The organism is Mesorhizobium sp. LjRoot246, from assembly GCF_964254115.1.
GTDB lineage: Bacteria > Pseudomonadota > Alphaproteobacteria > Rhizobiales > Rhizobiaceae > Mesorhizobium.
In genome coordinates this window covers 5,833,850-5,847,535 of record NZ_CAXUSN020000001.1, presented here as the reverse complement: position 1 = coordinate 5,847,535, position 13,686 = coordinate 5,833,850, and the positions used below count along the sequence as shown (strand labels likewise).

Sequence of the window (13,686 nt, the reverse complement as noted above, 5' to 3'; positions counted from 1 at the left end):
CGGGAGGAGTGACAGTTGTCAGATATCCTAACGGTTCGCGAGTTGGTCGTTCAGGTGCCGGCGCGAGCGATCAAGATCATCGATGGTATCAGCTTTTCGCTAGGCGTCGGCCAGACGCTCGGGCTGGTCGGCGAGTCTGGTTGCGGCAAGACCATGACGTGCTACGCCATCGCCAAAGCGTTGCCGCGCGGCGTGGCTCAAACCGGTGGCACAATAGCGCTGGGCTATGGTCCGCACCGCTCCGGCAAGCGGGACGAGCCGACGATCGCAATGATCTTTCAGGATCCTACGAGCAGTCTCAATCCAGTCCACACAATTGGCCACTACCTGGAATCGAGCCTCTACCGTCATCAGGGGCTCAAGGGTATTGACGCGCGACTCGAAGCGATCCGGCTGCTTGAGCGTGTCGGCATCGACCAGGCAAAGAGCCGGCTGCGCTCATATCCCCATCAGTTCTCAGGTGGCATGAACCAACGCGTAATGATCGCGCACGCGCTCGCAGCTAAACCCAAATTGCTCATTGCCGATGAACCTACAACAGCGCTCGACGTGACTACGCAGGCCCAGATCCTTCACCTGCTGGAGGAACTGAGGTTGGAAACGGGCATGGCCTTGCTCATCGTATCGCACGACCTGGGTGTGATCGCTCGGTTGGCGGATCGAGCAGCGGTTATGTATTGCGGCAAGATCGTCGAGACAGCGCCTGTCGGTGAGTTGCTTGAGCGGGCGGCCCACCCATACGCCCGCGCCTTAATCGACTGCATGCCGACCATCGATCCCGACGACCTTGAGCCGCCAATCCCTATCCCGGGGTCTGTTCCCCTTCTCGAGAACCTTCCCGCGGGATGCTATTTCCATCCGCGTTGCTCTCACGCAACCGAACGGTGCACCGTCAGCTATCCCGGTCCTGCAAACATCGGCCATCTCCATGAGGCCTCGTGTTACCACCCGGTGTGCGCATGAGTGCCCTTCTGCTTGAAGCCCGCAACCTGACCAAGGTCTTTCGGTTGCGGTCGGGGCTGTTCGCAAAACCATCCGGCCATGTGGCGGTGAATTCCATCGACTTGGAACTCATGCAAAGAGAGCGGATCGGCGTGGTCGGCGAGTCCGGCAGCGGAAAGTCGACGCTAGGCCGCCTTCTGCTCGGTCTGACCTCTCCGACGTTGGGTGAGGTCAGGTTCGAAGGAGTAGCCCACACCGATCGCCGCTCGCGGGACTGGTCGAAGTTTCGCATGCAGACGTCCCTGGTGCAGCAAAACCCCTTGTCGGCCCTGAACCCCCAAATGACCATTGGGCAGCAGGTGGCCGAGGCCGTGTGGGTGCACCGCGTGGCCGATCGTGCCGGGGCTCTCGATCGAACGGCCGCCATGCTTGAGAGAGTTGGCCTATCGAGTGCGATGATGAACCGCTTTCCGCACCAGATGTCAGGCGGTCAGCGACAGCGCGTCGTCATCGCTCGTGCTTTGATCCTCGAACCGAAGCTGGTCGTGTTCGACGAAGCCGTGTCCGCACTCGACGTGTCGGTTCAGGCGCAGGTCGTTTCGATCCTGAGGTCGCTTTGGCAGGAGTTGGATCTTGCCTATGTCTTCATAACGCACGACTTGCGCATCGTCCGCCACCTGGTCGATCGCATTGCCGTGATGTATCTCGGCCGTGCCGTCGAGACAGGCGACATCAAGACAGTCTACGAGTGGCCTCGTCATCCGTACACGAGGGCCCTGCTGGCGTCTGTGCCCACGATGGACCCGCGGGTCCGAAACGTGGCGCCGCCCATCCAGGGTGAACTCGACATCAGCAAGGTCACGCAGGGATGCGCCTTCCGGTCGCGCTGCCCGTTTGCCATCGACAGGTGCGCATCCGAACTGCCGGAGCTTCGTCAAGTTGAACGCCAGCATGTGGCTTGTCATCGCGCCGAGGAATTCCCGCGATCGATCGTGGCCCGGATGGAGATCGCGGAGTGACTGCCTTTATCCTCGCACGCGTCGTTCGAGCCCTGGTGGTGCTCTTTCTCACCGTGACATTTGTCTTCATCGTTCTTCGGCTGAGTGGTGATCCTGCCGAGCAGATGCTGTCCGAACTCGCATCGCCGGAGGCTCTGGCGGCGTTCCGCGTCAACTGGGGCCTGGATAGGTCGATCCCGGAGCAGTACTTCATCTATTTGGCTCACGCGATTCAAGGTGATTTCGGAACGTCTTTTGCCGATGGGCGCCAAGTGTTCGTGGTCGTTGCCGAGCGCATCCCCAAGACGCTGTTGGTGACCGTATCGGCCTTCGTCCTGAGTATGCTCATCGGGATCCCGGCAGGAATTGTCGCAGCTGTGCGTCGCGATACTGCTGCCGACAAGGCCGTCATGGCAGGAGCGGTGCTGGGATACAGCGTTCCCAATTTTCTGCTGGGTCTTGCCTTTATCTTCCTATTCGCGGTCTGGCTGCGCGTATTGCCCAGTTCGGGAAGCTCCACGTGGCGGCATGCGATACTGCCCATAGCGACCTTTGCCCTCTATAACGCAGCTGCAATCTCGCGATTTGCGCGCTCAACCCTGATCGACGTTCTTGGCCAACCCTATATCGCCGCCGCTCGCGCCGACGGTGTGCCGGAGTGGGAGATCATCCTCCGGCACGCGCTTCCGAATGCCGCAATACCGATGGTGACCATGCTGGGCTTCATCGCAGCGGGCCTGCTCGGGGGAGCGGTGTTAGTCGAGCCGGTGTTTGCCTGGCCTGGACTGGGGAGCGGGTTCGTTCGCGCCGCGAGCACCGGCGACCTCAACGTGGTGCAGGCAATGATCCTTCTCTTCACCGCGTTCATGGTCACGATCAACTTGACCGTCGACATCCTATACGCCGTCCTCAATCCGAAAATCAGGCTGCAAAACAATGACGCAAGCTAAGGCGCCCGACCTGCCGAGGGGGCAACTGTGGACGTTCGCCTCCCGAATGCCGACCAGTATCTGGCTGTGTAGCGCTTGGGTAGCCGCAGTCGTGGTCGTCGGTGCAACCGCACAAGGGATTGCGCCTTACGACTATCTGCAGCAGGCTCCTCTCTCGCGTTTCGCGGCGCCCGGTAGCCTGCCGGGTCATCTGCTGGGGACCGACTATCTCGGGCGAGATTTGCTCAGCAACATCTTGGTCGCGACCCAGACGACACTGATGATCGCGCTTGTTGGCTCGGTGATCTGCGCGCTCATCGGCACAAGCCTCGGCTTCCTGGCCGCGCATTTTGGTGGCTGGGTCGACAATGTCATCATGGGCTTCGCGGATGCCATGGCTTCGGTGCCGTTCATCATCTTTGCACTCGGCGTGCTGGCGTTCTTTGGTTCTAGTCCGTTGCTTTTTGTGTTCCTCGTGGGCGTCGCGTCCTGGGAGCGTTATGCGCGCCTAACGCGTGGACTCGTCCTGGGTGCCAACCAGGAAGGTTATGCAGAGGCGGCTCGCATCGTTGGCGTTCCTTCGCTTCGCATCTACCTGCGTCACGTTCTCCCGAACATCGCAGGTCCACTTATCGTCCAGCTTACTGTGAACTTTCCCGAGATCATTCTGCTGGAGAGCGGATTGAGCTTTCTGGGACTGGGTATCCAGCCGCCTGCAACAAGTCTGGGGCTGATGGTCGCTGACGGAAGAAACTACATTGCGATTGCCTGGTGGCTCACGGCTCTGCCAGGCCTGATTATTGTGCTCACCACTTTGTCCATAAGCCTGCTCGGCGACTATCTGCGCGATCGTTTTGACGCCCGCCTGCGCTAGAAAGATGGAAGAAAACAATTGAACCCGCTGGTAATGACGCCGCAGACGATGTGGATCGCCGGACATCGACGCCACAGTGCCGGCGCTCAGGTGGATGGTGCTCTTGCTGGCGCTCGCCCTCTTTCTCAACACGCTGCCATCAGGTCCACCGGCGACGCCGTACGCGACCGCCCCGACTCCACTCTCAGATAGGGACTCCCATGTTCGACCTCCTTCCCTCGCGCTCCGGGCGCATTCTCGTCTGCGGCCATCGCGGCCATGTCATAGATGGTCACGAAAACAGCCGCCCGGCCTTCCGCCGAGCCGGCGAACTCGGCGCTTCACTGTGCGAGATCGACCTGCATATGACGCGGGACGGTCGGCTCGTGGTGTTCCACGACGACATCCTCGACAATACCTCGACCGGCACCGGCCTCATCTCGCAGCTGGACTATGCCCAAATCGCACAGTTCCGCACCAAGTCCCGCAACGGCATGCCGATCGAGGGCCAGCCGATCGAGCTGTTTGAGGACGCGCTCACCTTCTGCCGCGACCTCGGGCTGGGGCTGATCGTCGAGATCAAGGACAAATTCGAGGGCACCGCCTATCTCGAGCAGGTGGTCGGCCTGCTGAAGAAAGCCGGTATGTTCGAGCGGGTGCTGATCAGCTCGTTCGACTACGTGGTGCTGCGCGACATCAAACGGGTCGCCCCCGGCATCCGCACGATGGGCATCAACTACCACCGCCTGGTCGACCCGGCTGCTGCCGCCCGCTCGGCGTCGATGGACATCATGAACACCGACTATCCGCAGTTCGCGCCCGACCTCGCCGAGGGCCTTCACGCCGCCAATATCGGCGTCAGCCATTTTGTGCCGCGACCAGAATTCTTCGCGCTCAGGCGCGGCTATGGCGTCGACTATCTCGACATGTTCGATGCCTATCTGCGTGCCGGGCTGATCGACATGCTGGTCTGCGACGATGTCGGCTGGGGCGTCGATTTCGTCACCGGCCGTGGCCTTGCCGTCGCCCGACTCGAGCCCGTCAAATGAGCGAGGCCGATCGCATCGCAGCAACTCATCGGTTGAGCGGCGACCTCCCAATCAGTGAGAAGGGTGACATCGGGCGAATGGCCAGCATCAGGAATGAAGTTCGTGGCTGAGTGGAATGGGCTGACATCCGCTGAACGCACGATCGAGTCACTTGTCGAGGAAATCGCACGGAACGCAGGCGAAATTGCGCTCGTGCACTTTCGATCATTGGCAAGCGTGCTGGTCGAAAGGAAGGGTCACCTTGACCTCGTCACCATGGCCGACAGGGAGGTCGAGGAATTCCTGATCGCTAGCTTGCGCAAGGTGTTTCCGAACGACGGAATCTACGGCGAAGAGGGCGGCGACCTCCCAGGCGTCTCCGGCCGTGTCTGGGTGATCGACCCGATCGACGGAACGTTCAATTTCGTGCGTGGCGGCCAGAACTGGGCGATATCGATTGGTCTCTACGAAAACCGTCGGCCGGTGTTTGGAGTGATCTATGCTCCCGTCCGCGATCTGATGTTGACCGGAGGCGAAGCCGTCGAGACACGGCTGAACGGCAAGCCGATGCCGTCTTTGCCGCCACTCGATCTGTCGCGGGCTTCAATGGGGATTGGTCTGCACCCCTCCGTCGCCACCGAAGACCGCCTGGAAGTGCTGCGCTTCATATCTGACGAACTGCGCATCAGCTTCCGTTGCTGCGGGTCGTCAACCCTCTCGCTGATTGAGGTGGCGATGGGCGAGACCGACGGCTACGTCGCCTTAGGAGATTCGACTTGGGACGTAATGGCCGGGCTGCCTATACTCGGCAATCTGGGTGTGTCCCATACGATCGACTGGGACCGTACCGACCTGAGCGCAAAGCTGCGGTTCGCATGTGGCAGCGAAGGATTTCTGGCAAAGGTGCGCCCTTTGCTGGACAATGTCGGTGGCGGCGTGATGTCGTCCGATTCCGCCCATGGCTAGCCACGCGCAGGCAGAGCTCCGCGCAGCTCATCAAATGTCGCCTGCAGAGCTATGGCAGCGCACCGTAGACGGGAGGGGCCTGGCAGAGATTCGACTGTTGCAGGTAGAAGATGGTCCAGGACGAGGACAGCGGCTGCTTTTCGTTCGAAACGCGGTGGGCATCGGATTCGAGATCGCCGTGGACCGAGGCTTCGATATTTCCAGCGCGACTTGGCGCGGGATAAACATCGGTTGGAACAGTGCAAACGGAATGCCGTGGCCGGCGAATTCGGTCGATGCGGAAGATGGCGTTGGCTTCTACAGGAACTTCGATGGCTTCATCGTCACCTGCGGTCTGGACCACATAGGTGGCGCCCTGAGGGGCGGCGCGGATCGCTATATCCACAAACATCGCAAGCAGGTTTTCAACCCCCTGCATGGCCGGATTTCCAGCCAGCGCGCCGCTCTTTCGGGCTATGGCATCGACTGGACCTCAGACGCCCCCGTCATCTGGGCAGAGGGCATCGTCAGGCAGAGTTCGGTGTTCGGAGAGAACCTTGTCCTGCGGCGTCGCATAGCACTCGATGTTTTCGGCCAGGCGATCCACCTCAGCGACATAGTCGAGAACCGAGGGTTCCGACCCACGCCACATGCGATCCTCTACCACGTGAATTTCGGCTATCCGTTTCTCGATCAGGCGACAGAGATCTCAGGTGACCTGAGCAGCGAGGTGGTCTCGGCGTTCAATGGCGAGGACAAGCGCCCACGGGAAGACTTCGTAGACTACTATCAGGAGACTCCTGTCGTTTCTGACCTTCCAACCGCGTCCATCGAAGTGTGTAACAGCGCCTTATGCGGAGGAACACGCGCCCGGCTCTCGTTTTCACGTGAGGACCTACCAAGTTTTGGAATCTGGAGAGCTTTTCAGTCGGGTGTTTATGCCCTCGCGCTGGAGCCGGCCCGGCGATTTGATCCGGAAGGGAGCTCAGAAGACGATTCGGTGACTCTAGGAGCCGGAGAGACCGCCAGGTACGAGATCGCGATAGCCCTGGGCTCGATCAACAAATAAGCCCCTTGGCATCGGCATCAGAGCCAAGGTCGGTCGAGACCTCTCTGACAGGCAGGAAAGGGCGGGTGCCCAGCGCAGAGCGTCCTATTGCTGATGCATCGATTTGCGGTGGTTTCGTGAGTTCGGTTTATGTCGATGCAAAATCTCGCGCGGCCAAGCCGACATCCTCAGCCAAGTCTTGCCTGAGCATCTCTATGGGAACGCGACCGTCGAGAAGAGGCGAAGGGCGGATCAGCCAGAACCAGGCCAGTCTAGGATTGCTGATCGAGGCGAGCACCTGTCGTATTCCCGGAGCAGGCCTGCCGTCGACGAACTGAGCCAAGGGGAACACATGCTTGCGGGCACCTTTCCGCAATGCGACCACGTCGTTGTGCCGTTGCCACCAATGCAATGTCGATCGCGGTATGCCGAAGTGCTCTTCCAGATATGTCGGCCCTGCAACCTGACCCGCCCAGTCTTCAATGCGCGTGGATTCAAGATCGTGGAGCGGAACCCACGTTTTCGGGGCTGCGGACCTATGCGCGCCCTCGGTTCGCGCTATGAGGGAAGACGCCTCACAGATGCCGGGGTTGAAACGCAGCGCTGCCTCGGCCGCGAGCCTGTGAACAAATTCGGACGCCAGACCGGACAGATCGTCGTGGATGGCCTGTTGGTGCGTTGGCGTCACATCGCCATCGGCAACGTGGCCGGCCACCATGCATGGTGCATCTGAACCGTATGTTTTTGTAACCTCATCGTACTGTGATAGAACGCGCTGGACTTCCTTGGCAATCAGGCTTGAAAGCTCGTCCAGGCGAGGTTCATTCCCAAAATCAAAAGACTTAGCCATGTCGTGGCTCCCCCAAGTCCTCAAGCAGTTAACTCGTTCCGTTCATGCTGGAATGAACATCGTCTGTGGCTTAAGCGTCTAAACTGCAAAAACCTCACGCATCAAAACATCCCAGCTTTCGGAATCGGTCGCAGCAAGCAGGGCACCCGTGCGCTTGCTCATCTCATAGGGCGACCCATCGAAGCAGGCGACATGGCCGCCGGCTTCGGTTGCAATGAGCGCGCCGGCGAGATGATCCCAGGGGGTCAGCCTGTCCAGCATGGTAAAATGCGCATGGCCACCGGAAAACGCGCGATACATATGCGCCGCGCAGCGATGGCTGGCAAACATGCGCGGTTTGGCGAGATTGGCCAGAATCTTGGATTTGGTTTCGGCAGGCAGATAGTCGGTTGAGACATAGCCAACCATTTGTTGGAGTGGAACAGGAGCGGCAATGCTCAGCCGGCGTTTGTCGCCCTGCGGTCGCACGAGGAAGGCACCGCTGCCTTTTTCCGCCAGAACCCAGTCGTCACCCATCGGATCGTAGATAACGCCGGCGACGGTCTCGCCGCGCCGAATGATCGCGGCCATCACGCCGAAGAGCGGCATGCCCGCGACAAAATTGGCGGTTCCATCGATGGGATCGACTACCACGACTATTTCGGCATCAAGCGCCATATCCAGCAAGGCGGGGTCAGCGGCCGCCGATTCCTCGCCGAGGAACAGCGCCTCGGGCATCATTTCCGCTAACGCGAGTTTTAGGAACTGCTCGGCAGCCTCATCTCCGTCGGTTACCAGCTCCGTCGCCTCGGTCTTTGTGCGGATATCACCCATGGCGAGCCGGCCGAACCGAGGCAGGATTTCCGCTTTCGCTGCCGCCCGCAGGACGTCTGCGAGTTTGTGAATGTCGAATGTCATCCGGTCATTCGTCTTTCAAAATCAAAACACACGGGTTCATAGGGGCAGGGCCCTCGTGTTCTTCGCGCGGTCGGTGATGAAGGCCTTCAGAACCTCTGCATGATCAGTCTGAATGGCGGAGATACCTGCATCGATCAGCCGGCCCCAGATCGCTTCGGGATCCTTGAGTGCGGCCGTGTCTGTGAAACCGGGGCAGGAGACCGGATCGAGCGTGTTGTACCAGAGGGCGATGCCAGCCTCGCGGCATCTATCTTTCAGCGCCGCAACCTGGTCCAGCCGATCGAAATAGATCTCGCACAGGGCGGGTGAAAGCTTGAACAACAGATCGAGTTGGTTGTCGGCGTCCGGATGATCCAGGTGGGTCTTGGCCATGAAGAGAACGCCATGCGGTTCCACCGCCTCCCGGATCCAGGTGAGGTCTGCTTGAGTCTTCAGATCGCCCCAATAGTCGACTTGGCTGTCGACGCCCATCGAGCGGGCAAGGGCCATGACCTCTGGCAGCATTTCCCTGCGCTTGATGTCGAGGTGAATAAAAATGCGGCCGCGCGTGAGATCGAACACCTCCTTCAGGCTTGGCAGCTTTTCGCTCGTCAAAAGATTGGGCTCGCCGCCGTCACGATTGCGCAGTTTCAGGCTGCGCAATTCCTGCAGTGTCAGCGTTTCAGGCCTCTGGTCGACCCCGGTCATCCGTTCCAGCGTATCATCGTGCAGCAGAAAGAACTCGCCGTCAGCGCTGCGCCGGACATCGATCTCCACCACCTCGCAACCGACTGAGATGGCCTTCCAGATTGCCAACAAGCTGTTCTCCGGAGCCTTCTGCCAGATGCCGCGATGAACGACGATGGCACAGGCCCGATCGGAATTGGCGATGTGGTCGGCATAGGAATGCGTAGGCAGATTCATGAACTCATGCTCTTTCAGCTATTGAATGCGTTTGGGATCGCTCGGCCGGTATCCGATGCGAACAGATGCAGGCGGTCGCGGGGCAGGGCGATGCGAACCGCCTCGGTTGCCTCGAACCGTCCGCCCTGGGACGTCGTGATGCGGAGGATGATCTCCGGCGCGAGTTCCGCTGACAGGACCCGGTGCGAGCCGACGTCCTCGGTGCGCCGCACAGGGAGAAGGAAGACCTGCTCTTTCTTGGCCGGCTCCTCGTCGACCAGCAAGATATCTTCCGGGCGCACGCCCAGGAGCGCAGAACCGGAAAAGGCGCACCGCACCAGTTCCTCGCCGTTTGCCAGCCGAAGCGACTGCCCGTCGCCCTTGACGGGGACCAGGTTCATCGGCGGCGCGCCTATGAAGCTGGCGACGAACACCGTAGCCGGCCTGCGATAGACCTCCTGCGGCGTGTCGAACTGCTCGATGCGACCGCGGTTCAGAACCATGATCCGGTCGGCCAAAGTAAGCGCCTCGACCTGGTCGTGCGTGACGAACACGCTGGTGGCGCCGATGCGCTTGTGCAGGTCCGCCAGTTCGATCCGCATGTCGTGCCGCAGCTGCGCATCGAGGTTGGACAGCGGCTCGTCGAAAAGAAGGACTTTTGGCGCGCGCACAATCGCCCGGCCGATGGCGACGCGCTGCCGCTGCCCGCCCGACAGCTGCCCCGGACGCTTCGTCAGTTGATCCGAGAGGCCGAGCATCGCAGCGACATCGGCGATGCGCCGCTGCCGTTCAGCCTTGCCGACACCGGCAATCCTGAGGCTGTAGCCGATATTGTCGGCGACATTCATATGCGGATAGAGAGCGTAGTTCTGAAACACCATGGCGCAGCCGCGAAACCTTGGTTCCAAATCCTGCACCGGGCGATCGCCAAACAGGATATTGCCGCCAGTGACCCGCTCTAGACCGGCGATCATCATCAGAAGCGTTGATTTCCCACAGCCAGAGGGGCCGAGGATCACGGTGAATTCACCCGACCTCAGCTCTGCCGTAAGCGGCGGGATCACCTCCTGGCGACCGTAGGATTTGGTGAGGTCCAGAAGGCTGATACTGGCTGCAGAAGAAGTCATGATCATTTCTCTGATAGGATGAGGCCGCGGACCATGTAGCGCTGCAAGAGCGCAATCACCGTGAGAGGGATAGCTGCGACAAGCGCGGCCCCGGCCATGATCATTGGGAAGTTCGGAATGAAGCTGTCGTCGTCCGGCACCAGATGGGCGAGGCCTACAACCGCCGTCTGCATGTCGGCCTTGGAACTGGCGACAAGCGGCCACAGATACTGTGTCCAGCCGGAGAGAAACTCGAGCACGAACAGACTGGCAAACGGGGTCAGCGAAAGCGGCAGCAGAATATCGATCATGAACCGAAGCGGTCCCGCGCCGTCCATCTTTGCCGCCTTGACCAGATCCGCCGGCAACGTGCGGAAAAACTGGCGGAACAGGAACACGCCGGTTCCTTGCGCGATCAGTGGCGCTGCAAGACCGAAATAGGTGTTGAGCACGCTGAGTTGAAAATGGATCGGCGCGCCCCAGACCTTCGTGATGAGCCCATTGAGGCCAGTGATGTCGAGCAGGGTGTTGACCGGTGACAGGATGTTGGATGCAACGCCATAGGTCGTGATGACGCGCACCTCAACGGGCAGCATGATCGTCAACAAGATCAGGGCAAAGAGGAGCGAGCGGTGACGTACTTCGAAGAAGACAAGCACAAAGGCCGCCGCAAAGGAGAGGATGCATTTGCCGGTCGCGACCGACAGGGCCACAACAGTGCTGTTCCACAATTGCCTGGGAATGGCTGTCTCGGTCAGAACCGAGCGAAAATTCTCAAGGAATTGATCGCCTGGCAGATAGGCCAGGCCATGGCTCAGAACGTACTCGTATGACTGCGTGGCCGTTATCAGCATGAGTACAAGGGGGCCGACGATGTACAGCATCCCCAGAGCGAGAATGATGGTGGCGGCGATGTTCAGGGAGCGTGCGTTTTCGACCATGTCAGCGCTCGTACTGCACGCGGCGTTCGAGGTAGAGGAAGTGGAAGGCGGTGACCGCCAGCATGAAGATCATCAGCAGCACGGTCTGCGTTGCCGCCCCCGACAGGTCGAAGCCGAGAAAGCCGTCGACATAGATCTTGTAGACGAGAAGGGTCGTGGCGCCGCCGGGGCCCCCCTTCGTCATCGTATCCACCAGTGAAAATGCCGAGACGACGCTATCGGTGAACTCGAGCACCAGCGTGAGGAATATCTGCGGCGTAATCAGCGGAAGCTGGATATCGAAGATGCGCCGCCACGGTCCCGCACCATCCATCGCCGCAGCCTGCTGCAGCGGCGCGGGGATGGCCAGAAGACCGGCAAGCAGGATCACGAAATTGAACGGAATGCCGCCCCACACGTGTGCGGCCACCAGCATGATGAATGCATCGGTCCCGTTGATGCCAGGGTTCCAGATTCCCGGAAACCAATGGTTGAGCGGCATCAGGATGCCGACGAAGGGGTTGAAGATGAAGTTGAAGACCACGCCAATCGAGGCGCCTGCCACCGCTTTGGGCCACACCAGAACGTTGCGCGCCGGATAAGACAGTCGGATATGCCGGTCGGCCGCAAGCGCAAGCACCAGTGGGACGAGGACGGCAAGCGTAGACGCGACGACCATGAAGACGACGGTCTTGCGCAAGCTTTCCCAGAACGCCGGGTCCGAAAGAACGCGGGTGAAATTATTCAGGCCAACGAAGTTCGCCCCGCCGAACGGCCGCTCGAGAAAGAACGACCAGTAGAAGGCGTCGATGACCGGCAGGTAGAAGAAGATCATGATCAGCAGCAGGAGCGGCGCCATCAGGGCAAGCGCCGTCCAGCGACCCGAAAACAGGGTGGAAGACATGGGAGAGCCTTTGCGGTGGCGCGGGGAGCAGGCTCCCCGCGAATTTTTGCAATCAGGGAAGCTTGGCATCGCCATAGGTGGCCGCGAAGCGTTTCAACAGCTCATCGCCGCGGGTCTTGGCGTTGTCGAGCGCTTGCTGCATGGTCTGCTCGCCGTTGAAGGCTTTCTGGACTTCTTCGGTCCAGCCGGCACGGAACTGTGTGTAGAAGCCCAACCGGATGCCCCGGCTTGCCGGGGTCGCCGGCTCGTTGAGGGACTCGATGCCCAGAGCGGCCGCCTTGAAGGCTGGCTGGTCCTGCTTGCCGCTTGTCCGCACAGTGTCGAGCGCGCTCTGGGTGACCGGCACATAGCCGGTTGCCTCGGTCAAAGCGAGCTGCTGCACGGGCTGACGCAGGAAGTTCAGGAACGCTTTTGATGCGGCGTTTTCCTCATCGCTGTGACCCTTCATCAGCCAGATCGAACCACCACCCACCAGGGTGTTGTGGCGTTCGTGTCCTGCGTACATCGGGGTCAGACTTACCGTGAGCTCATACTTGCCTCCGAACCCGGCCAGGGCAGTGGTGTAGGAGCCCGAGGATCCTTCCATCATGGCGCACTCGCCACTGGTGAAGGCGGAGACGAACTTGCCAGCTTTGGTGTCGACGTCGAGGCGGACCAACCCTTCGTCGCGCCACGCCTTCAGGTTCTGCATGTGCTGGGCGATCAGGCCCTTATTGAACACATATTCGGCATCCAACCCGCCGTACCCGTTGTCCTTGGTCGCGATCGGCTCACCGTGACGGGCGGCGAACTGCTCGAAGATGATCCAGGGTTCGGCATTGGTACCGTACGGGCAGGTGACGCCGGAAGCCTTAAGCTTGCGCGCGGCGTCGATGACCTCTTCCCATGTTTCCGGCGTCTTGGTCACGCCAGCCCTCTCGAGCAGGGTCTTGTTGGTGTAGAAGACCAGCGTCGAGGCGTTGTAGGGCTGGGAGAACAGCCGACCGTCGGACGCCTGATAATATGACCTCGCGCCCGTGATATAATCGTCCCACTTGACGTCGGGCAGCGCTTCGGAAAGCGGGATCGCTGCATCCGACAGCATGATGTCTAGCGTGCCTGCGTCGAAGACCTGGAGCAGGGCCGGAGCGTTGCCGGCGCGGAATGCGGCGATGGCCTTTTGCATTGCCACTTCGTAGCTGCCTTGGCCAACGCAGGTTACTTTGTCCTTTTCCTGTGACTTGTTGAATGCTGCGCAGGCAGCCTGAATGGCCTCTTCCGGTTTGCCGGTGTTGCCGTACCAGAACTCGATATCGGCGGCTTGGGCCGCTCCGGTACCGAACATGGCGACGGCGACGGCCGCCGCTAACGTGCGCTGCTTCATGGATATTCCTCCCTTGGTTAT

Annotated in this window: 14 protein-coding genes; 7 read left to right on the top strand and 7 right to left on the bottom strand. The window is 60.4% G+C overall.

Going from position 1 to position 13,686, the window contains the following annotated elements:
- Positions 1 to 15: 15 nt before the first annotated feature.
- The 7 genes from ACSQ3L_RS28410 to ACSQ3L_RS28380 all read left to right on the top strand — a co-directional run bounded on the left by ACSQ3L_RS28410 (position 16) and on the right by ACSQ3L_RS28380 (position 6,764).
- The gene (locus ACSQ3L_RS28410) at positions 16 to 963 is read left to right on the top strand and encodes an ABC transporter ATP-binding protein (protein WP_436162918.1); all 948 of its coding nucleotides are present in this window, start codon (positions 16 to 18) and stop codon (positions 961 to 963) included.
- The gene (locus ACSQ3L_RS28405) at positions 960 to 1,961 is read left to right on the top strand and encodes an oligopeptide/dipeptide ABC transporter ATP-binding protein (protein WP_436162917.1); all 1,002 of its coding nucleotides are present in this window, start codon (positions 960 to 962) and stop codon (positions 1,959 to 1,961) included. The genes ACSQ3L_RS28410 and ACSQ3L_RS28405 overlap by 4 nt, the downstream gene beginning before the upstream one ends.
- Entirely contained in the window at positions 1,958 to 2,890 is a 933-nt protein-coding gene (locus tag ACSQ3L_RS28400) for an ABC transporter permease (RefSeq protein ID WP_436162916.1), read from the top strand. Before ACSQ3L_RS28405 ends, ACSQ3L_RS28400 begins: the two co-directional genes overlap by 4 nt.
- Positions 2,891 to 2,936: 46 nt before the next feature.
- Positions 2,937 to 3,743, top strand: coding sequence for an ABC transporter permease (locus tag ACSQ3L_RS28395; RefSeq protein ID WP_436162915.1), 807 nt, complete (start codon positions 2,937 to 2,939; stop codon positions 3,741 to 3,743).
- A gap of 200 nt (positions 3,744 to 3,943) precedes the next feature.
- The gene (locus ACSQ3L_RS28390; protein WP_436162914.1) at positions 3,944 to 4,771 is read left to right on the top strand and encodes a glycerophosphodiester phosphodiesterase; all 828 of its coding nucleotides are present in this window, start codon (positions 3,944 to 3,946) and stop codon (positions 4,769 to 4,771) included.
- A 102-nt stretch (positions 4,772 to 4,873) separates the two neighbouring features.
- Positions 4,874 to 5,716, top strand: a complete 843-nt coding sequence (locus tag ACSQ3L_RS28385) for an inositol monophosphatase family protein (RefSeq protein ID WP_436162913.1) — start codon at positions 4,874 to 4,876, stop codon at positions 5,714 to 5,716.
- A gap of 97 nt (positions 5,717 to 5,813) precedes the next feature.
- The gene (locus ACSQ3L_RS28380) at positions 5,814 to 6,764 is read left to right on the top strand and encodes an aldose 1-epimerase family protein (RefSeq protein WP_436162912.1); all 951 of its coding nucleotides are present in this window, start codon (positions 5,814 to 5,816) and stop codon (positions 6,762 to 6,764) included.
- A 127-nt stretch (positions 6,765 to 6,891) separates the two neighbouring features.
- On the opposite strand, the gene ACSQ3L_RS28375 is transcribed toward ACSQ3L_RS28380, so the two are convergent.
- From ACSQ3L_RS28375 to ACSQ3L_RS28345, 7 genes are all read right to left on the bottom strand, one after another.
- Positions 6,892 to 7,593: an antitoxin Xre/MbcA/ParS-like domain-containing protein gene (locus tag ACSQ3L_RS28375; protein WP_436162911.1), complete on the bottom strand. Its 702-nt coding sequence runs from the start codon at positions 7,591 to 7,593 to the stop codon at positions 6,892 to 6,894.
- A gap of 78 nt (positions 7,594 to 7,671) precedes the next feature.
- Entirely contained in the window at positions 7,672 to 8,490 is an 819-nt protein-coding gene (locus ACSQ3L_RS28370; protein WP_436162910.1) for an inositol monophosphatase family protein, read from the bottom strand.
- A gap of 36 nt (positions 8,491 to 8,526) precedes the next feature.
- Entirely contained in the window at positions 8,527 to 9,393 is an 867-nt protein-coding gene (locus ACSQ3L_RS28365; protein ID WP_436162909.1) for a glycerophosphodiester phosphodiesterase family protein, read from the bottom strand.
- A gap of 14 nt (positions 9,394 to 9,407) precedes the next feature.
- Positions 9,408 to 10,505: an ABC transporter ATP-binding protein gene (locus ACSQ3L_RS28360; protein WP_436162908.1), complete on the bottom strand. Its 1,098-nt coding sequence runs from the start codon at positions 10,503 to 10,505 to the stop codon at positions 9,408 to 9,410.
- Complete coding sequence (locus tag ACSQ3L_RS28355) at positions 10,502 to 11,419, bottom strand: carbohydrate ABC transporter permease (RefSeq protein ID WP_436162907.1); 918 nt, start codon at positions 11,417 to 11,419, stop codon at positions 10,502 to 10,504. Before ACSQ3L_RS28355 ends, ACSQ3L_RS28360 begins: the two co-directional genes overlap by 4 nt.
- 1 nt (position 11,420) lies before the next feature.
- Positions 11,421 to 12,302: a carbohydrate ABC transporter permease gene (locus ACSQ3L_RS28350; RefSeq protein WP_436162906.1), complete on the bottom strand. Its 882-nt coding sequence runs from the start codon at positions 12,300 to 12,302 to the stop codon at positions 11,421 to 11,423.
- Positions 12,303 to 12,354: 52 nt separating this feature from the next.
- Positions 12,355 to 13,665: an extracellular solute-binding protein gene (locus ACSQ3L_RS28345; RefSeq protein ID WP_436162905.1), complete on the bottom strand. Its 1,311-nt coding sequence runs from the start codon at positions 13,663 to 13,665 to the stop codon at positions 12,355 to 12,357.
- Positions 13,666 to 13,686: the final 21 nt, after the last annotated feature.

Coding starts and splice junctions, on each gene's coding strand:
- ACSQ3L_RS28390 (WP_436162914.1), top strand. CDS start 3,944: ATGTTCGACCTCCTTCCCTCGCGCTCCGGGCGCATTCTCGTCTGCGGC.
- ACSQ3L_RS28360 (WP_436162908.1), bottom strand. CDS start 10,505: ATGATCATGACTTCTTCTGCAGCCAGTATCAGCCTTCTGGACCTCACC.
- ACSQ3L_RS28375 (WP_436162911.1), bottom strand. CDS start 7,593: ATGGCTAAGTCTTTTGATTTTGGGAATGAACCTCGCCTGGACGAGCTT.
- ACSQ3L_RS28355 (WP_436162907.1), bottom strand. CDS start 11,419: ATGGTCGAAAACGCACGCTCCCTGAACATCGCCGCCACCATCATTCTC.
- ACSQ3L_RS28395 (WP_436162915.1), top strand. CDS start 2,937: ATGCCGACCAGTATCTGGCTGTGTAGCGCTTGGGTAGCCGCAGTCGTG.
- ACSQ3L_RS28370 (WP_436162910.1), bottom strand. CDS start 8,490: ATGACATTCGACATTCACAAACTCGCAGACGTCCTGCGGGCGGCAGCG.
- ACSQ3L_RS28345 (WP_436162905.1), bottom strand. CDS start 13,665: ATGAAGCAGCGCACGTTAGCGGCGGCCGTCGCCGTCGCCATGTTCGGT.
- ACSQ3L_RS28405 (WP_436162917.1), top strand. CDS start 960: ATGAGTGCCCTTCTGCTTGAAGCCCGCAACCTGACCAAGGTCTTTCGG.
- ACSQ3L_RS28365 (WP_436162909.1), bottom strand. CDS start 9,393: ATGAATCTGCCTACGCATTCCTATGCCGACCACATCGCCAATTCCGAT.
- ACSQ3L_RS28350 (WP_436162906.1), bottom strand. CDS start 12,302: ATGTCTTCCACCCTGTTTTCGGGTCGCTGGACGGCGCTTGCCCTGATG.